This window comes from Cognatundibacterium griseum (genome assembly GCF_014284195.1).
GTDB lineage: Bacteria > Pseudomonadota > Gammaproteobacteria > Burkholderiales > Burkholderiaceae_D > Undibacterium > Undibacterium griseum.
This window is the reverse complement of record NZ_JACOGC010000005.1, coordinates 156,379-173,547: the sequence shown is the minus strand read 5'-3', so window position 1 is coordinate 173,547 and position 17,169 is coordinate 156,379. Positions and strand designations below refer to the sequence as shown.

General features: G+C 54.1%; 16 protein-coding genes. 10 read left to right on the top strand and 6 right to left on the bottom strand.

The annotated features are described in order from the left end of the window. Nucleotides 1–11 precede the first annotated feature (11 nt). From H8K27_RS13125 to kbl, 3 genes are read right to left on the bottom strand one after another with little or no spacing between them, the layout of a single operon-like run. Entirely contained in the window at nucleotides 12–1,394 is a 1,383-nt protein-coding gene (locus H8K27_RS13125) for an L-serine ammonia-lyase (RefSeq protein ID WP_186863628.1), read from the bottom strand. A gap of 33 nt (nucleotides 1,395–1,427) precedes the next feature. Next, complete coding sequence (locus H8K27_RS13120; RefSeq protein ID WP_186863627.1) at nucleotides 1,428–2,402, bottom strand: NAD-dependent epimerase/dehydratase family protein; 975 nt, start codon at nucleotides 2,400–2,402, stop codon at nucleotides 1,428–1,430. A 15-nt stretch (nucleotides 2,403–2,417) separates the two neighbouring features. After that, on the bottom strand, nucleotides 2,418–3,623 hold the full coding sequence (gene kbl / locus H8K27_RS13115; RefSeq protein WP_230419347.1) for a glycine C-acetyltransferase: 1,206 nt from the start codon (nucleotides 3,621–3,623) through the stop codon (nucleotides 2,418–2,420). Nucleotides 3,624–3,770: 147 nt separating this feature from the next. Here kbl and H8K27_RS13110 point away from each other — a divergent pair, with 147 nt between their 5' ends. The 5 genes from H8K27_RS13110 (at nucleotide 3,771) to thrC (ending at nucleotide 9,446) form a co-directional block, all read left to right on the top strand. Beyond that, complete coding sequence (locus tag H8K27_RS13110) at nucleotides 3,771–4,343, top strand: helix-turn-helix domain-containing protein (protein WP_186863625.1); 573 nt, start codon at nucleotides 3,771–3,773, stop codon at nucleotides 4,341–4,343. Nucleotides 4,344–4,382: 39 nt separating this feature from the next. After that, nucleotides 4,383–6,695, top strand: a complete 2,313-nt coding sequence (locus tag H8K27_RS13105) for an FdhF/YdeP family oxidoreductase (protein WP_186863624.1) — start codon at nucleotides 4,383–4,385, stop codon at nucleotides 6,693–6,695. A gap of 11 nt (nucleotides 6,696–6,706) precedes the next feature. Continuing rightward, on the top strand, nucleotides 6,707–7,000 hold the full coding sequence (locus H8K27_RS13100; RefSeq protein WP_186863623.1) for a hypothetical protein: 294 nt from the start codon (nucleotides 6,707–6,709) through the stop codon (nucleotides 6,998–7,000). Beyond that, a complete protein-coding gene (gene fdhD, locus H8K27_RS13095) occupies nucleotides 6,988–7,878 on the top strand; it encodes a formate dehydrogenase accessory sulfurtransferase FdhD (RefSeq protein WP_186863622.1) in 891 nt (296 codons plus the stop codon). The genes H8K27_RS13100 and fdhD overlap by 13 nt, the downstream gene beginning before the upstream one ends. A gap of 107 nt (nucleotides 7,879–7,985) precedes the next feature. Continuing rightward, nucleotides 7,986–9,446: a threonine synthase gene (thrC, locus tag H8K27_RS13090; protein ID WP_186863621.1), complete on the top strand. Its 1,461-nt coding sequence runs from the start codon at nucleotides 7,986–7,988 to the stop codon at nucleotides 9,444–9,446. A 101-nt stretch (nucleotides 9,447–9,547) separates the two neighbouring features. Here thrC and H8K27_RS13085 read toward each other — a convergent pair whose 3' ends face one another. Further along, nucleotides 9,548–10,444: an EamA family transporter gene (locus tag H8K27_RS13085; protein WP_186863785.1), complete on the bottom strand. Its 897-nt coding sequence runs from the start codon at nucleotides 10,442–10,444 to the stop codon at nucleotides 9,548–9,550. A 75-nt stretch (nucleotides 10,445–10,519) separates the two neighbouring features. Next, on the bottom strand, nucleotides 10,520–10,828 hold the full coding sequence (locus tag H8K27_RS13080; RefSeq protein WP_186863620.1) for a DUF1272 domain-containing protein: 309 nt from the start codon (nucleotides 10,826–10,828) through the stop codon (nucleotides 10,520–10,522). A 374-nt stretch (nucleotides 10,829–11,202) separates the two neighbouring features. On the opposite strand from H8K27_RS13080, the gene H8K27_RS13075 reads away from it, so the two are divergent. The 5 genes from H8K27_RS13075 (at nucleotide 11,203) to H8K27_RS13055 (ending at nucleotide 15,724) form a co-directional block, all read left to right on the top strand. Continuing rightward, nucleotides 11,203–12,078 carry a PhzF family phenazine biosynthesis protein gene (locus H8K27_RS13075; RefSeq protein ID WP_186863619.1) on the top strand — a complete coding sequence of 292 codons (876 nt, stop codon included), beginning with the start codon at nucleotides 11,203–11,205 and terminating at the stop codon, nucleotides 12,076–12,078. A 112-nt stretch (nucleotides 12,079–12,190) separates the two neighbouring features. Next, entirely contained in the window at nucleotides 12,191–13,318 is a 1,128-nt protein-coding gene (gene ribBA, locus H8K27_RS13070) for a bifunctional 3,4-dihydroxy-2-butanone-4-phosphate synthase/GTP cyclohydrolase II (RefSeq protein WP_186863618.1), read from the top strand. A 90-nt stretch (nucleotides 13,319–13,408) separates the two neighbouring features. Beyond that, nucleotides 13,409–13,906, top strand: a complete 498-nt coding sequence (ribH, locus tag H8K27_RS13065) for a 6,7-dimethyl-8-ribityllumazine synthase (RefSeq protein WP_186863617.1) — start codon at nucleotides 13,409–13,411, stop codon at nucleotides 13,904–13,906. A gap of 91 nt (nucleotides 13,907–13,997) precedes the next feature. Next, nucleotides 13,998–14,465: a transcription antitermination factor NusB gene (gene nusB / locus H8K27_RS13060; protein WP_186863616.1), complete on the top strand. Its 468-nt coding sequence runs from the start codon at nucleotides 13,998–14,000 to the stop codon at nucleotides 14,463–14,465. Between the two features lie 89 nt (nucleotides 14,466–14,554). Further along, entirely contained in the window at nucleotides 14,555–15,724 is a 1,170-nt protein-coding gene (locus H8K27_RS13055) for a pyridoxal phosphate-dependent aminotransferase (protein ID WP_222610677.1), read from the top strand. A gap of 109 nt (nucleotides 15,725–15,833) precedes the next feature. Here the strand turns inward: H8K27_RS13055 and H8K27_RS13050 are convergent, their stop codons facing one another. Continuing rightward, the gene (locus H8K27_RS13050; RefSeq protein WP_408058452.1) at nucleotides 15,834–16,757 is read right to left on the bottom strand and encodes a transglycosylase SLT domain-containing protein; all 924 of its coding nucleotides are present in this window, start codon (nucleotides 16,755–16,757) and stop codon (nucleotides 15,834–15,836) included. Nucleotides 16,758–17,169: the final 412 nt, after the last annotated feature.

The window sequence follows — 17,169 nt, the reverse complement described above, 5'->3', positions numbered from 1 at the left end:
AAGTGTTGTACTCAGCAGGCCGCGTAATTCACGCTGACCACATGAACCGCCAGACCACCCAGAGAGGTTTCCTTGTATTTGGCCTGCATGTCGGCACCGGTCTGACGCATGGTTTCGATCGCGTCATCCAGCGTGACTTTATGGGTGCCGTCGCTGCGTAAGGACAGCGATGCGGCAGTAATGGCTTTGACTGCGCCCATGCCGTTGCGTTCTATGCAGGGAATTTGTACCAGACCGCCGATCGGATCGCAGGTCATGCCCAAATGATGTTCGATGCCGATTTCGGCGGCTGCTTCGATCTGCTCATTTGAGCCGCCGAGTGCCGCAGTCAGCCCGGCTGCCGCCATCGCGCATGCGACGCCGACTTCTCCCTGACAACCGATTTCGGCACCGGAAATCGACGCATTCTTTTTGCAAAGCATGCCAATTGCCGATGCAGCGAGCAGGAAATTTCGAATACCCTGTTCCGGATTGGAAGGCTTACAGTCTTCCGCATAGTAACGGAGCACAGCAGGAATGATGCCCGCAGCACCATTGGTCGGCGCGGTGACAACTCTGCCGCCGGCAGCATTTTCTTCATTCACGGCCATGGCATACAGGCTGACCCGGTGCATGCCATCATGCGGCAGTACGTCGGCAGTTTCATTGGCAGCACGCCACAGAGCGGCTGCGCGGCGTTTTACGTGCAATCCGCCGGGGAGTTCGCCATTTTGTTGCAGGCCGCGTGAAATGCAGGCTTTCATGACCGACCAGATTTTATCCAGCCCTGCATTCAGTTCGTCGTTACTGCAATGAATGGTTTCATTGGCGCGCAGCATGGTGGTGACTGAAAGTCCGGTGCGTTGTCCATGTGCCAGCAAATCCGCCATGGTGGAAAACGGAAATGGGACCGGTTTCTGCTGATCTGCATGCCGTTTTTCCGGATGAGCCAGTTCTTCTTCCGAATAAATAAAGCCGCCACCGGTAGAGTAAAAAGTCTGGCGTTCAGTTTGTCCGTCGTGGCGGGTCAGGATGAACGTCATGCCATTGGGGTGGCCGGGCAAGACTTCCTGTTTAAACCACAAAATATCTTCGGCAGGATGGAAAGGAACGGCGTATTCGCCCAGCAGGCGTAGCTGATGCGTTTGCTCAAGCTGCGCCAGTTTCTGCTCTACGCTTTCCGGTACCACATCCTGCGGGGTTTCACCCATTAAACCGAGCAGCACAGCGCGATCGGTCGCATGTCCCTGACCAGTCAGCGCCAGCGATCCGTACAAGGCGACCTGTACCTTGCTGACCTGATGCAGATTGCCTGCTTCCAGCAGGAAACGGCGGGCTGCCAGCATGGGGCCGACGGTGTGGGAACTGGATGGACCAATGCCTATTTTGAATAAATCGAATACACGCATGTCCATCGTTTTGCCTCTTTGTCTCGGATGTAATTGTCGTTATGCCGCCATTACCGGAGCTTCAGTCTGGCCAACATGCACGTTTTTCAGCATGTCTTTGACCATCATCTCCAGTGTGATTTCTGCCTTCCAGCCCCAGTCTGCTGTGGCCTGGCTGTCATCCAGGCTCTGAGGCCAGGTGGCGGCAATCGCCTGGCGGCTGTCAGGCGTGTAGTGTATGGTAAAAGCGGGCAAATTTTGTTTGATTGACAGCGCTAATTCCCGTGGATTAAAGCTGATACCTGCGACGTTGTACGATGAACGTACGGTCAGCTGGCTGGCAGGTGCATCCATCAGTGAAATCGTGGCGCGGATAGCATCTGGCATGTAAATCATCGGCAGAGTGGTTTCCGGAGCGAGGAAGCAATCGTAAGTTTCTCCCCGCAAAGCGGCGTGGAATATGGCAATCGCATAGTCGGTGGTGCCGCCGCCCGGTGGCGATTTGTAGCTGATGATGCCCGGGTAACGGATGCTGCGCACATCGACACCGTATTTTTCGACATAGTATTCACACAGCCGTTCGCCGGCCAGCTTGCTGATGCCGTAGATGGTGGACGGATCCATGATGGTGTACTGCGGGGTGTTGACTGGCGGGGTATTCGGGCCAAACGCAGCAATCGACGACGGCCAGAATACCTTCAGTGGATGACCGGCTTCGCCCCGGGTGCGCGCCAGCTCCAGTATGTTCAGCAGACCATTCATATTCAGATCCCAGGCTTTCAGCGGCGCCTGTTCGCCGGTCGCAGACAGCAGGGCCGCGAGCTGGTAGACCTGGGTAATCTGGTATTGATGCACGATTTCCGCCAGGCGGGCTGCGTTGAGCACATCGATGACGACATAATTTTTGGCATCGTACAGGCTTGCCGGGGTGATGTCTGCGGCAATCACGTGATCAGCACCATGCTGCAATGCCAGCGCTTCCACCAGTTCGCTGCCAATCTGACCGTTAGCACCAATGACTAATATTTTTTCCATTTCTATTCCTTATATTTATCGAATCAGGCCGAGTTCCCGGCCAGCCTGCGCGAAAGCTGCCAGCGCGGTATTTAATTGTTCAATGCTGTGGGCTGCGGAAAGCTGAACCCGGACGCGCGCCTGCCCCATCGGCACCACCGGATAGAAAAAGCCGGTAACGAGAACACCCAGTTCGTACAGGCGTGCGGCAAACTTCTGGGCGACTGGCGCATCAAACAGCATGACGGGAACGACCGGATGCGTTCCTGGTTTGATCGTGAAACCCAGAGCGGCGATTTCACGGCGGAAATGGGCGGTATTGGCATGCAGCCGGTCACGCAGCTCTGTGGATGCGGAGAGCCGTTGCAGGACGGACAGGGAGGCGCCTGTGATCGAGGGTGCGAGCGTATTCGAAAACAGATAGGGACGGGATTTCTGACGCAGGGTGTCAATCACTTCCTTGCGTGCAGCGGTAAAGCCGCCCATTGCGCCGCCGAGCGCTTTGCCCAGCGTGCCGGTGATGATGTCGATCCTGCCCATAACGTTATGATGTTCATGTGTTCCACGGCCGGTGGCGCCCATAAAGCCGGATGCATGACATTCATCAATCATCACCAGCGCATCATACTGATCTGCCAGGTCGCAGATGCGGTCGAGCTGGGCAATGGTGCCATCCATCGAAAACACACCGTCGGTTACGATGATACGGTGACGCTTGTCCGCAGCAGCCTTTAACTGCGTTTCCAGATCGGCCATATCGTTGTGCGCGTAACGGTAACGGGCTGCCTTGCACAGACGGATGCCATCGATAATCGAGGCATGGTTCAGTGCGTCGGAAATGATGGCATCGTTTTCGTCAAACAGCGGTTCAAAAACACCACCATTGGCATCAAATGCCGCTGCGTACAGAATGCAGTCTTCTGTGCCGACAAATTCGGCAATCGCTTTCTCCAGCTGCTTGTGGACCGTCTGGGTGCCGCAGATGAAGCGGACTGAGGATAATCCGTAACCGAATTCTCTGGTGGCATCGATCGAGGCCTGTACCATGGACTCATCGCCTGAAAGTCCCAGGTAATTGTTGGCGCAGAGATTGATTAATTGTCTGCCATCGTCACAGGTCACCACGGCACCTTGCCTGGAAGAAATAACGCGCTCAGGCTTATAGAGGCCCTCTTCCCGTAACTGATTCAGGCTGGCACTTAATTTGCCGATAAATTGTTGTCTGGATGTGGTCTGACTCATCATTGTCTCCGTAATCACTGTGGCGTACAGGTTTCTGCTGTTACACTATAAGCAATAAGTTTTTTCATATTGAGATAATTCAATATTTAGAACTTAAGTTCGATATATCGAATATTAATCATACTTTTTTGATGGCGCAATAGTTTTATGAAAAAAGCTCTATCCAATACACCGCCCGAAGTCGGGGCGACGCTGCAAAAAATGCGTCTGGAGCGTGGTCTCACTTTAGAAGATTTATCGAGAACTGCCGGAGTTTCTAAATCCATGCTGTCTCAGATTGAGCGGGAGAAAGCGAATCCGACCATTGCGGTGGCCTGGCGGCTGGCGAATGCGCTGGGAGTGACCATGGCAGAGCTGTTGTCATCTGAAGCGCCAGTGCAGGATGCCATCCGGATATTGGAAGCGCATGAAACACCGACTTTGCCGGGAGAGCATGCTGGGTATGTTTTGCGGATACTGGGGCCGATGGAACTGGCGGGCAAGTATGAATGGTATGAGCTGACACTGGCTCCGGGCGGGGCGCTGGTGTCTAACTCGCATGATCCCGGCGCATCGGAACATTTGACTGCACTGCAGGGCAGTATCGAGGTGGAAGTGGACGGCATACGTAAAAAAGTCAAAACCGGCGCTACGGCGCGTTACGATGCAGACAAGAATCACGCTATCCGCAATACCGGAAAAACCGAAGCAAAGGCATTGCTGGTGGTGATTCACCGTTGACAGATTAATCCAGCAGAGAGAATCCAGACAGGGTAGTGGATGAGTAAAAAAACAATACAGCTGTACAGGCAACCTGCCGGCGGATGGGGTGCTCTGAAAAGCGTGGCGCAACAGATTCTGGAACAGGGAAATCCTTTGAAAGGTGCGCGCACCCTGTTGTCCGCCAATCAACCGGATGGATTTGATTGTCCAGGTTGCGCCTGGCCGGACGCGGATCATACTTCCACATTTGAGTTTTGTGAAAACGGCGCCAAAGCCGTCGCGGCCGAATCGACTGCCAGTCGCGCAACGCCGGACTTGTTTTCGAAATACACCGTCAGCGAGCTGCTGCGACAAAGCGATCACTGGCTGGAGGCACAGGGACGTCTGACGCATCCCATGCAATATGACAGGGCAAGCGACCGCTATCTGCCGGTTTCCTGGGAGCTGGTATTTCAGCTGATTGCGCTGCATCTGAATGCACTGGTGACGCCGGATGACGCGATTTTTTATACCTCTGGCCGCACCAGCAACGAGGCGGCGTTTCTGTACCAGCTTTTTGTGCGGGAATTCGGTACCAATAACTTCCCTGACTGCTCGAATATGTGCCATGAGCCATCCGGTGTGGCAATGAAGGCAGCGATCGGAGTGGGTAAGGGCACAGTGCAGCTTTCCGATTTTCAGGAGGCAGATGCGATTCTCATTTTTGGACAAAATCCCGGTACCAATCATCCGCGTATGCTGGGTGAATTAAGGGCTGCTGCAAAACGCGGTGCAGCGATTGTTTCCTTTAATCCGCTGCGTGAACGCGGTCTGGAAAAATTCCAGAATCCGCAGGATATGCGGGAAATGCTGAGCGGTGCTGCTACGGAAATTTCATCAGACTATCTGCAACTGAAGATCGGCGGTGATCTGGCCGCTGTTAAGGGCATCATCAAATATGTGCTGGAGAGTGATCTGCTGGCACAGCAGGCAGGGCGGGAACGGTTGATTGATGTATCGTTTATCCGTGAGCATACGGCGAATTTTGAAGCGTTTTCTGCCGATGTGCTGAATGAGCCGTGGGAGCGTATTGAACAGGAATCCGGCTTGCAGCGATTACAGTTAGGACGCGTGGCGCAGACTTATCTGCAGGCAAAGAATGTGATTGCCTGCTGGGGTATGGGTATAACACAGCATAAGCAGTCGGTTGCCACGATACAGATGATCCTGAATCTGCTCTTGCTGAGGGGGCATATCGGCCGCCCCGGTGCCGGGCCGTGTCCGGTACGCGGGCACAGTAATGTGCAGGGCGACCGTACCATGGGCATTAACGAGAAGCCGTCGCCGGCATTTCTGCAGCGCCTGGGGCGGGTATTCCAGTTCAAACCACCTCAACAGCCCGGGCTGGGTACGGTCGACGCGATTCGCGCCATGCTGGATATGCCGGGTAAGGTGTTTTTTGCCATGGGCGGGAATTTTGCAACCGCCACCCCGGATACGGCATTGACGCATCGCGCCTTGCAGAATTGCGGTCTGACGGTGCATGTGGCAACCAAGCTCAATCGCAGTCATCTGATCTGCGGTCGCGAGGCGCTGATTCTGCCTTGTCTGGGGCGAACCGAGATTGATGTACAGGCCACCGGACCGCAAGCCGTCACGGTAGAAGACTCCATGAGCATGGTGCATCTGTCTTCCGGGATTAATCCGCCGGCATCACCGGAATTGTTGTCGGAGCCGATGATCGTTGCACGCCTTGCTCAGGCGACATTGCAGCAGCGCAGTCAGACCGACTGGCTGGGACTGGTGGCCGATTACGACCGCATCCGCGACAAGATTGCAGCCGTGTTTGAGGATTTTTCTGATTTTAACCAGCGCGTCAAAATTCCCGGTGGTTTTCGTCTCAGAAATACTGCTGCAGAGCGGGAATGGCAGACTGCGAGCGGTAAGGCGAATTTTTTTGCCCATGCGATCCCGGCTGATTTGCCGATACACCGTGCACGACAGCAAAATGCGGCGCCAGTATTTAATCTGGCGACGATCCGTTCTCACGATCAGTACAATACGACCATCTATGGATTGAATGATCGTTACCGCGGTGTCTTTGGCGAGCGCCGCGTCCTGTTCATGCATGCCGATGATATTGCGATGCTGTCCATGCAGGCTGGCGACTGGGTTGATCTGCAAAGTCTGAGCGATGATGGTGTGGAGCGGAAGGCATGCAGGTTTATGCTGGTGGCTTATCAGATTCCGCGCGGCTGTCTGGCCGCATATTTTCCGGAAACAAACGGGCTGGTACCTTTATCCAGTGTGGCTGATCATGCGGACACGCCGACTTCAAAATCCATCCCGGTCATTATTTTCCCGCATCAGGATGCAGGGCAAGACACATGATGGATAGTGGCATGGACGCTGAAGCATTAGCGCAGCCTGTAGCAAATTCTGGCATGCAGCTGGCAGACAGAATGCTGTCTGAACTGATCGGGCAAACTGCGCCAGTCTCGGCGGCGTGGCTGTGTAAACGGTTGCAGGTCAGGCAAAGCAGTCTGCTGCGTGTGCTGGCCAGTCTGGGAAGCTGCGAGATCGCAGGGCAGACAGGTCCGGGCTGGGTACAGTCTGAGCAGGTGGGGGAACGTCTGCTGATCAGTCTCACAGCTGCAGGTCGCGCGGCATGCAGGGGCAGTGCATGGAAAAAATAAAGCCTTTGTATCCGCAACGTATAGCTCCGGAATCTGAGCGCATCACGGAAACGGTGCGACAGCAGGATGCCGTGGTTCTGGCCGATGTTGTTCGCCATCTGCCTGATGGCTTATCGGTATCGCAAGTAACAGACACGGTGGCGGCAGAGCTGCCGGTTGCGCTGGTCTACAACGGTATTTCCCATGCTGTGATGATGGCAACCCCGGCTGATCTGATGGATTTTGCACGCGGTTTCAGTATGGCTGAAAAAATCGTAGACCACCCGGCGCAAATTTACGATGTGGAGATGGTGCGCCAGCCAGGCAGCCAGGGAATTGAATTGCGGATTCAGATAGCGTCTGCCTGTTTTATGCGCCTCAAGGAAAGGCGTCGCAGCCTGGCCGGCACCACGGGTTGTGGCTTGTGCGGTGTGCAGAGTCTGCGTGCGCTGGAGTTGCAGTTACCGCCGGTTTCTGGTGCGATTCGTCTTTATCCTACTGCTTTGGCGCGAGCTTTGCAGCAGCTGACAGAACGGCAACCCTTGAATGCGCAGACCGGTGCGATGCATGCGGCTGCGTGGGTCAATCCGGATGGTGAAATCGTGCTGCTGCGGGAGGACGTGGGGCGGCATAATGCGCTTGATAAGCTCATTGGCGCACTGAGTACGCTTTCTGTAATCCGTAACGAAGCGGGCGGATTCGTTCTCATGAGCAGCCGTGCCAGTTTTGAGCTGGTGCAGAAAACAGCGCGCGCCGGTATCGGTTTGCTGGCCACAGTCTCTGCGCCGACTTCGCTGGCGATCGACAGCGCGGCACAGGCGGGTGTCTGCCTGATTGGTTTTGCCAGGGAAACCGGCTTTGTGGTTTACACCCATCCGGAACGAATTTTGACCGAATGAAATGCGAACTGAAGGCACTGTCGCCAAATTTGCGTGGGTCTGAGAGGTTAAGGGCGATATAATGGGAGAAATTTTCGTCCAACATCTCAACGTATTTTTGTCATTCTATGCAATACGCTTCAACACGCGGGCATACCGCATCACAAAATTTCTCTGAAATCCTGCTGGGAGGGCTGGCGCCGGACGGTGGTCTTTACCTGCCGGTCAGTTATCCTCAGATCAGTGCGGATGAGCTCAATACCTGGCGTGGCCTGTCGTATGCGCAACTGGCATTTGAAGTGCTGAAAAAATTTGCGACGGATATTCCTGAGGCTGATCTGAAATCGATCGTCGAACGTACTTACACCGCAGACGTCTATTGCAATGCCAGAAAAGATGAAGATCCAGCGCAGATTACGCCATTGCGGGTATTGCAGGACGATCATGGCGGTAAGCTAATATTGCAGGCGCTGTCGAATGGCCCGACACTGGCATTTAAAGACATGGCAATGCAGTTGCTGGGTAATCTGTTTGAATACACACTGGCAAAGCAGCATGCCGAGCTGAATATTTTCGGCGCGACTTCCGGCGATACTGGCAGCGCCGCCGAATATGCGATGCGCGGCAAAAAAGGCATCCGTGTCTTCATGTTGTCGCCACACCGTAAAATGAGCGCATTCCAGACTGCCCAGATGTTCAGTCTGCAAGACCCGAATATTTTTAATATCGCGGTGGAAGGCGTATTTGATGATTGCCAGGACATGGTGAAGGCAGTATCCAATGATCTGGAATTTAAGCAACGCCAGAAAATTGGTACTGTCAATTCGATTAACTGGGCGCGCGTCGTGGCGCAGGTGGTGTACTACATCCGCGGCTATCTGAGTGCGACCACCAGTAACGGCCAGAAGGTGTCATTCACTGTTCCCTCCGGAAATTTCGGCAATATATGCGCCGGGCATATCGCCCGCATGATGGGGGTGCCGATTCATAAGCTGGTCGTGGCCACCAATGAAAATGATGTGCTGGACGAGTTTTTCCGCACGGGTGTGTACCGTGTTCGCAAGTCGGCTGAAACCTGGCATACAACCAGCCCATCGATGGATATTTCCAAAGCGTCGAATTTCGAACGTTTCATATTTGATTTGCTGGATGGTGACAGCGTGCGCGTGGCCGCGCTGTTCCGCAAAGTGGAAACCGAAGGTGGCTTTGATTTGTCTGGCAAGCCGGGCAGCGATGGCGATGAGTTTGCGAAGGTTGCACGTTTCGGTTTTGAATCAGGTAAATCGGTGCATGCCAACCGCCTGCAAACCATCCGTTATGCAGAGCAGAAATATGGCATTACGATTGATACCCATACCGCCGATGGTATTAAGGTTGCGCTGGAGCATCTGGAGCCTGGTGTGCCAATGATCGTACTGGAAACCGCGTTGCCCGCCAAATTCAATGAAACCATCCGCGAAGCGCTGGGGCGGGATGCGCAACGCCCTGCAGGTTTTGAAAACATCGAGACACTGCCGCAGCGCTTCGTCGTGATGCCGGCAAATGTCGAGCAGATGAAGGCTTATATCGCCAGCAATACCGGGCTATAAAAAGCAGCAGGCTGCACGTTGTGGTGCAGCTTTCATTGGAATCCGGCGGATGCGTCGCAAGCGGTGGTTTTACGGTGGTTTTTATTGTACCGTTTGCCGCATCAGTTAAAACGCTGCCGCAGCGCCGACCAAAACCGGGTTCCGAACACATTGACCAGCAATCCGCCCATGACAATGGCGGCCCCGGTAATCTGCAATGGTTTCAGCGCCTCCCCCAGCAATACCCAGGCTGCAGTCAGTCCGATAACCGGCACCATCAGCGTCAGCGGTGCCACCAGATGTGTCGGCAGACTTGAGAGCAGACGTCCCCACAAAGTGTAGCCAATCAGCGTAGCGGCCAGTGCCAGATAGACGATTGTCAATGCTGACGGCAGACTCATGTTGCGCAGGCTGGACAAAATCAGCGTGCTGCCTTCAAACCAGAGCGACAATAGGATAAACGGCACGATCGGCACCAGTGCGCTCCATGACACCAGGCTGAGCACGGCAGTTGGTCCGATTTTCTTATTGATGACATTGCCGCAGGCCCAGGAAAGTGCTGCGCAAATCGTGAGCATGAAGCCTGCCAGTGTGACTTGTCCGGCCGAGCTGGCAATGCTGGCGCTGCCAAGCAGGATCAGACCGATACTGGCAATCACCATGCCGGCAAGATTGCTTGCCCGCAGTTTGTCGCCAAAAACCAGAGCCGAGATGCCGACGGTAAAAAAAGCCTGCGCCTGCAACACCAGAGAAGAAAGACCGGCCGGCATACCGACCGCCATTGCTGAAAACAAAAAAGCAAACTGACCCAGACTGATGGTCAGTGCGTAGGCAATCAACAGTCTGGCCGGGACTTTGGGGCGTGGCAAAAACAGGATTGCTGGAAATGCGACCAATATGAAGCGCAGTGCTCCCATCAGAAATGGTGGAATGCCGCGCAGCCCGATTTTGATGACGACAAAGTTCATTCCCCACAAACTTACAACGATCAGGGCAGTCAGTAAATGGCGCGGACTCAGTGTGTTTGACATGGAGGGCAGTCTGAAATCGGAAAAGCGGGATAGCAAGCGGTCATGTGCGGCAGCGGATCGGGTTCAGCGGTTTTCGGGAGTCAGATGGCGTAATTTTTCCATTAATTCCCGGTGTGCGGTCAGGTCAACCGGCCGGTGTTTGCGCACCGATGATGGCGGATAGTGCCGGGTATCATTACCGTTTTTTCCATGATGCGCAGGACGAACCGGACGGGGTGAAAAACCACCGCCACAGTTCGGACAGACATTTTGCAGCAGTTCATCAACACATGCGGCACAAAAGGTGCATTCAAAGCTGCAGATGCGTGCTTCGGTTGAGTTGGCGGGCAGGGCGGCAGCGCAGTGTTCGCAGCAAGGGCGGAGTTCTAGCATGGCAATAATGGCTCGGGTGTAAAAAGAATTAGCGCAAAACTATTCTGGCGTTGTTGCTGCGCCTTATCCTGTGGCTTGTGCTGCTGGCGGCGTTCCGCTTGTTCAGGATGATTTTGCCTGGCGCCTGAAAATACCGGAAGGCAGATAAGTTATATCACATCATTGCACTTCGGGGGGGGGGGGGGGGCTGCGAAACACCCACGATACCGCCAGCGCAACTTCTGCGCCGCGATTATCCGGAGAAATGGTAAGTCAATATACTCAGGGGGAGTATATTTAAAGAGCCTTATTTTTCCAAGACGATCAGGCTAATTATCGATATACTCCCCTGAATTTCTGTTAATTGCGACGGCTGGAGGCCGGATTGGATCGTCATGCGTGAATATGCTTACCGGATACTGAATGTGTTTGCGGAATCGACTTTTGGTGGCAATCCCCTGTGCGTGATCGAAGATGGACGAGGTTTGTCGGACGCGGAAATGCAGGCGCTGGCCTTGCAGCAGAACTTGTCAGAGACGGTGTTTATTTTGCCTTCATCCATCGCCAGCGCCAGAATCCGGATATTTACTCCCGGCACGGAGATGGCGTTTGCCGGACATCCCAGCCTGGGGGCCGGGCAAGTCGTCAGCGAGCTGAATGCGGGTGTGGCGAGCCTGACGCTGGAGTGCAAGGCTGGCACCGTGCCGCTGTCATATCAGGATGGTATCTGGAGCCTGACCGCACCGCAGCAGCCAATCGTCCGTGATTGCCCGGTTCCGGCCACAGAGATTGCGCGTATGCTGGGATTGACTTCTGCCGATCTGCTGGCGCAGCCGTTGTGGGTGAATACTGGTTCCGACCAGTTGCTGGTCGCCGTGCAGTCTGTCGATGCTGTCCGGCGCGCCAGACTGGATGCGGCATTACTCAGGAACTGGCCGGTCAGCAGTCTGGGGCGTCGTACTGTCTATGTGTTTGCACCTGAAACAGAGGATCAGCTTGCCGGGCAGGTAACGGCGCGTTACTTTTTTGCCCGTCCTGATGGTGGCGTCGGGGAAGATCCTGCCACTGGTTCCGCCTGCGCCAATCTGGGCGGCTGGTGGCTGGCGCAACAGCGTTGCGTACCGGCCCGGTTGCGGGTCTGGCAAGGTGAGCAGATGCACCGTCCCAGTTGTTTATACCTGGAAATCGGTGCTGATCAGCAGATCCGGGTGGGTGGCAAGGTGATCGAAATTGCCCGCGGCCGCTTTCGTATTGAAGGAAAAACCGTCTAATCAGCAGAAAGCACAGGAAGAGTGCGGCGAAATCCTTTAAAATAACGAATTCTTTCAAAAGCAGCTGGTGCCCCGCCGAATGCCGGAGCAGACCACTTCAGGATTTTCCCCTATGAGCATTGCAACTACCCTCGAAATTGTCGCCGAACTGCGCGCGGGCCGGATGGTGATTCTGGTTGATGAAGAAGATCGTGAAAACGAAGGCGATCTGGTGATGGCTGCGGAATTTGTTACTCCGGAAGCAATTAATTTTATGGCCAAGTATGGCCGCGGCCTGATTTGCCTGACACTGACCGAAGAGCGCTGCGAACTTCTGAATCTGGCAATGATGACCAGCCGCAACGGCACCTCGTTCGGAACAAATTTCACCGTCTCGATTGAAGCTGCCGAAGGCGTCACGACGGGTATTTCCGCCGCCGACCGTGCACGTACAGTGCAGGTCGCGGTTGGCAAACATACTACTGCCAGCGACATTGTTCAGCCCGGCCATATTTTTCCGCTGAAGGCGCAAAAAGGCGGCGTGCTGATGCGTGCCGGGCACACCGAAGCAGGTTGCGACCTGACCGAAATGGCGGGGCTGACTCCGGCATCGGTGATCTGTGAAATCATGAAGGATGATGGCACCATGGCGCGCCTGCCCGACCTGATGGAGTTTGCGAAGGAGCACCAGATCAAGATCGGCACCATCGCTGACCTGATTCATTATCGCAGTCAGACCGAAAGCATCGTGGACCGCGTTGCCGAGCGTGAAATGGAAACCGTGCACGGCAGTTTCAAGGCTGTGGTGTATCGCGATAAACCCAGCGGCTCCGCCCATCTGGCACTGGTTCATGGTCAGCCAGCTGCCGATCAGGAAGTGCTGGTGCGGGTGCATCAGCCGGTATCGATTCTTGACCTGCTCGAAAGCAAGGCGACAACACATTCCTGGAATATTGCCGCTGCGATGCAGGCAGTACAGGCGGCAGAAGCAGGTGTCATCGTTTTGTTGAATTGCGAGGAAACTGCCGAGCAGATGTTTGATCAGTTCAAGGCGCTGAATACGCCGGAAACCCGTCCGCAAGGACGCGCTGCCCGGATGGATCTGCGCAATTACGGTATTGGTGCGCAGATTCTGAAAGATGTCGGGGTCGGTAAAATGAAATTGCTGGCGAACCCACGTAAAATGCCGTCGATGGCAGGTTTTAACCTTGAAGTAACAGGATATCTGGCCAAACCCTGTGCAGAATCTGTACAGTCCTAAGCCATATTGAGCAGACGCTGGCCAATCAGTCACTGGTTCCATGCGTCAGTGAGTCAGTGACACAAAGCGCAGAGCGCAAGAGAGAACATCATGACAGTAGGACACTATGAATCCAATCTGGATGGCGCCGGAGTACGGGTCGGTATCGTTCAGGCCCGCTTTAATGCAACCGTAGGCAACGGCTTGCTGAGTTCCTGCCTAGCAGAACTGGCCCGCCTCGGGGTCATGAATGAGGACATTTTGCATGTTACCGTGCCTGGTGCGCTGGAAGTACCGCTGGCGCTGCAAAAGATGGCCGCCACCAATCAGTTCGATGCGCTGATTGCGCTGGGCGCCGTTATCCGTGGTGAAACATATCATTTTGAGCTGGTCTCGAATGAATCCGGTGCCGGTATCACACGTGTTGGCCTCGATTCCGGTATTCCTATCGCCAATGGGATTCTGACGACTGAGAACGATGAGCAGGCGGAAGTCCGTATGCAGGAAAAAGGCGCTGATGCGGCCCGTGTCGCCGTCGAAATGGCAAATCTGGCGCTGGCGCTGGAAGAGCTGGCAGAAGCGACGGAAGACATTGATTACGATGCCTGATTGGTCTGGCAGGCGATCCGTATTTGCACAGTGTTAACAGAATGTATGAATCCTGACTTTGTCAGGTCCGGTAAGATAGTAAGAGAATAATATGAACAATAAAACCCAACATGCGAATCCCAGCAAGAACCGCTCACCGCGCCATCGCGCCCGTGAGTTTGCATTGCAGGGACTGTATGAATGGCTGCTGAATAATGAAGATTCTGGCGTGATCGATGCTCATATCCGCGAAGCTCACGGATTCGATAAGGCTGATCGCGAGCACTTCGATGCCTTGCTGCACGGTGCAATCAATCATTCTGTCGCTTTGCGCGAAGATTTCGCCCCCCTGATTGATCGTGGTATTGCGGAGCTGTCCCCGATTGAGCATGCTGTATTGCTGATTGGCGCCTACGAGTTGAAAAATCATATTGAAATCCCTTATCGGGTTGTGATCAACGAGGCTGTCGAGCTGGCAAAATCTTTCGGCGGTCTCGACGGGCACAAATATGTGAATGGCGTTCTGGATAAGCTGGCTGCCAGACTGCGCCCGGCTGAGGTTGCTGCAAAGCAGGTATAGCAGCGGGTACGCATCCTTTAATCAGGTATTCATCACCAGACCGCCTTTTTTCTTGTCAGAAATCAGGCGGTTTTTTTCGGACTATCAGCATGGAACAACACCTCGCGGCAAGATTGAATCATATTGCACCTTTTCATGTCATGGAGCTCATGAAAATGGCGGCAGATCTGGAGGCTGACGGACGCCATCTGATCCATATGGGTATTGGCGAACCGGATTTTACCGCGCCGCCTCCGGTGCTGGAGGCGGCCGCCAAAGCGCTGACCGATGGGCGCTTGCAATATACCTCGGCGCTCGGTTTGCCGGCATTGCGTGCGGCGATTTCCGATCATTATGCGCAACAGTTTGGCGTGACTGTTCCGGCTTCCCGCATCATTGTAACGGCGGGTGCTTCCGCAGCATTATTGCTGGCATGTGCTACGTTGGTGGATGTGGGAAAAGAGGTGCTGATGCCTGACCCATGTTACCCATGCAATCGCCATTTTGTCGCTGCATTTGAGGGGAAGCCGAAACTCATCGCCAGCGGACCGGAGCACCGTTTCCAGCTATCCGATGACATGGTGCGCGAACATTGGGGAGAGCATACCGGTGGCGTGTTGCTGGCTTCCCCGTCCAATCCGACCGGCACGTCGATTGCGCAGTCAGAACTGGCAAAAATTATTGCCAGCGTGCGCGAACGGCAGGGCTTTACGATTGTCGATGAAATTTACCAGGGGCTGACTTATGACGGGAAGCCATTGACGGCATTGTCGCTCGATGACGATGTCGTCGTGATTAACAGCTTCAGTAAATATTTCAATATGACGGGCTGGCGGCTCGGCTGGCTGGTTGTACCGGAGCGCATCGTACCTGCCGTTGAAAAATTGGCGCAAAATCTGTTCATCTGCGCTTCCGCCATTGCCCAGCATGCGGCCCTGGCCTGCTTTGCGCCGGAAACACTGACAATTTACGAGGCGCGGAAGGCAGAATTCCAGCGCCGGCGTGATTACATTGTTCCTGCCTTGCGTGAACTGGGGTTCAATATTCCGGTAACGCCGGATGGTGCATTTTATGTGTATGCCGATTGTTCGCATCTGACAAAAGATGCTGATGCCTTTGCCAAGCAGGTTTTGAACGAAGCGGGGGTCGTGATTGTTCCCGGGCAAGATTTTGGTCCGGCAACCGCGCAGAGCTACGTGCGCCTGTCGTATGCAAATTCACTGGAAAATCTGCAGGAGGCCGTGGCACGCTTAAAGCAGTTTTTGCATGGTCAGGGCTAAAACGGGAAGATTAGGCATACTCTTATTGATGAGTCCGGCAACATGATTGCTGAAAAAGAAAAGCCACCGTCAGGTGGCTTTTCTTTTGATGTGCTGAATCATGCCGATTTTATAACGCGGCGACCTGATCCTTTGGAACGCTGGTTTTCGCCTTGGCTTCAACCGGATCTGTTTTCCCGGCAGGTGTTGATTCTGCAGGACGGGCAACAGGTGCCGGGGCTGCTGAGAATGTGGTCGGTACATTTTTACCCGCCGAAACGTCTTTCAGGCGCTTGTATTCGGTCAGCACACGGCTGCCATAGCCTGAGTCGTTTTCAAAGGCGCTGGCGCCGACATACATTTTCAAACCGGCTTCCACTGAGCCTGTGCGGGAAACGTAATCTTTCAGAATCAGTGCCCCGACCTTGATATTGGCAACCGGATTCAGCGCAGCCTTGACACCGCCCATTTCCTCAAATTTTTCCTGATGCACCTTCGACATGACCTGCATCAGCCCCTGAGCGCCAACCGGGCTTTCGGCAAAAGGATTCAGACCTGATTCAATCGCCATGACCGACAAGATCAGCAGGGGATCAAGTTTGATTTCCTTTGCTGTCAGATAGGCTGCAGATACCAGCATATTGGTCGCGTCGGTGGCAACGCGGTAGCGCTTTGACAGCCAGTTGGTCACCCATTGCTGCTGTCGCTGGTTGCCCAGCATTTTTGCATCATCTTCCGCAACATTGGGCTTGTCAGACGTATTTTTTGAAGGTGTCTGCATCAGTGCGGCAAGGTCAGGTGCCGGAGTTGCTTCGGATGCGACTTCCTCTGCTTCTGCAAAGGGAGATAAATCCTTGAATTTGTCAGCCAGTTCTGGTTTGATGAACATTAATCCCAGAAAAATCATGGCAGCAGCGCCGGAAAGCATGAGCAGCTTACGCATTGCGCTCAGAAAACCACTGGTTGTATCACGCGCGACGGCATTCAATGCCTGGCGCTTTTGTTCGGCAGTCAAGCTGCTTTGTTGTACTGCTAATATAAAACGTTGAAACATGTTACCTCCTGAATCTTCGTGGCGCTTCCGGCTCAGCTTCGAACCTGTCGCACATGAACTTCCACGAATCAGAAACATCGTCTTCCCCGCAAGTTGCGATCAGAAGACGCCGGAGCTGTTTATCATCCGGTTCGTTGAACCGCTACTGGAGTATCCAGTGATAAACAACTTTTTTCGGGTGAAGGCAGACGCCTTTTGAAAACAATCCTTACAATGTTATATGGGGCCCGATCCCCGTGAATGATGTTACCGATATGGCGAAACCTTCTGGGTGTTGAAAGTTGCGGAAGTCTTTACCTCTTCATCAAGTTGGGCGAATTGTAGGGGCGGTTTTATATCGAGTCAATACTATCAAAATTAATTTCTATAACTTATTGGTATAATAAAATCTGCTGCAATGCAGCAAAAAACA

Excerpts from the sequence above, each read along its gene's own strand:
- H8K27_RS13125 (WP_186863628.1), bottom strand. The coding sequence starts at position 1,394 with ATGGACATGCGTGTATTCGATTTATTCAAAATAGGCATTGGTCCATCC.
- H8K27_RS13120 (WP_186863627.1), bottom strand. The coding sequence starts at position 2,402 with ATGGAAAAAATATTAGTCATTGGTGCTAACGGTCAGATTGGCAGCGAA.
- kbl (WP_230419347.1), bottom strand. The coding sequence starts at position 3,623 with ATGAGTCAGACCACATCCAGACAACAATTTATCGGCAAATTAAGTGCC.
- H8K27_RS13110 (WP_186863625.1), top strand. The coding sequence starts at position 3,771 with ATGAAAAAAGCTCTATCCAATACACCGCCCGAAGTCGGGGCGACGCTG.
- H8K27_RS13105 (WP_186863624.1), top strand. The coding sequence starts at position 4,383 with ATGAGTAAAAAAACAATACAGCTGTACAGGCAACCTGCCGGCGGATGG.
- H8K27_RS13100 (WP_186863623.1), top strand. The coding sequence starts at position 6,707 with ATGGACGCTGAAGCATTAGCGCAGCCTGTAGCAAATTCTGGCATGCAG.
- fdhD (WP_186863622.1), top strand. The coding sequence starts at position 6,988 with ATGGAAAAAATAAAGCCTTTGTATCCGCAACGTATAGCTCCGGAATCT.
- thrC (WP_186863621.1), top strand. The coding sequence starts at position 7,986 with ATGCAATACGCTTCAACACGCGGGCATACCGCATCACAAAATTTCTCT.
- H8K27_RS13080 (WP_186863620.1), bottom strand. The coding sequence starts at position 10,828 with ATGCTAGAACTCCGCCCTTGCTGCGAACACTGCGCTGCCGCCCTGCCC.
- H8K27_RS13075 (WP_186863619.1), top strand. The coding sequence starts at position 11,203 with ATGCGTGAATATGCTTACCGGATACTGAATGTGTTTGCGGAATCGACT.
- ribBA (WP_186863618.1), top strand. The coding sequence starts at position 12,191 with ATGAGCATTGCAACTACCCTCGAAATTGTCGCCGAACTGCGCGCGGGC.
- ribH (WP_186863617.1), top strand. The coding sequence starts at position 13,409 with ATGACAGTAGGACACTATGAATCCAATCTGGATGGCGCCGGAGTACGG.
- nusB (WP_186863616.1), top strand. The coding sequence starts at position 13,998 with ATGAACAATAAAACCCAACATGCGAATCCCAGCAAGAACCGCTCACCG.
- H8K27_RS13055 (WP_222610677.1), top strand. The coding sequence starts at position 14,555 with ATGGAACAACACCTCGCGGCAAGATTGAATCATATTGCACCTTTTCAT.
- H8K27_RS13050 (WP_408058452.1), bottom strand. The coding sequence starts at position 16,757 with ATGTTTCAACGTTTTATATTAGCAGTACAACAAAGCAGCTTGACTGCC.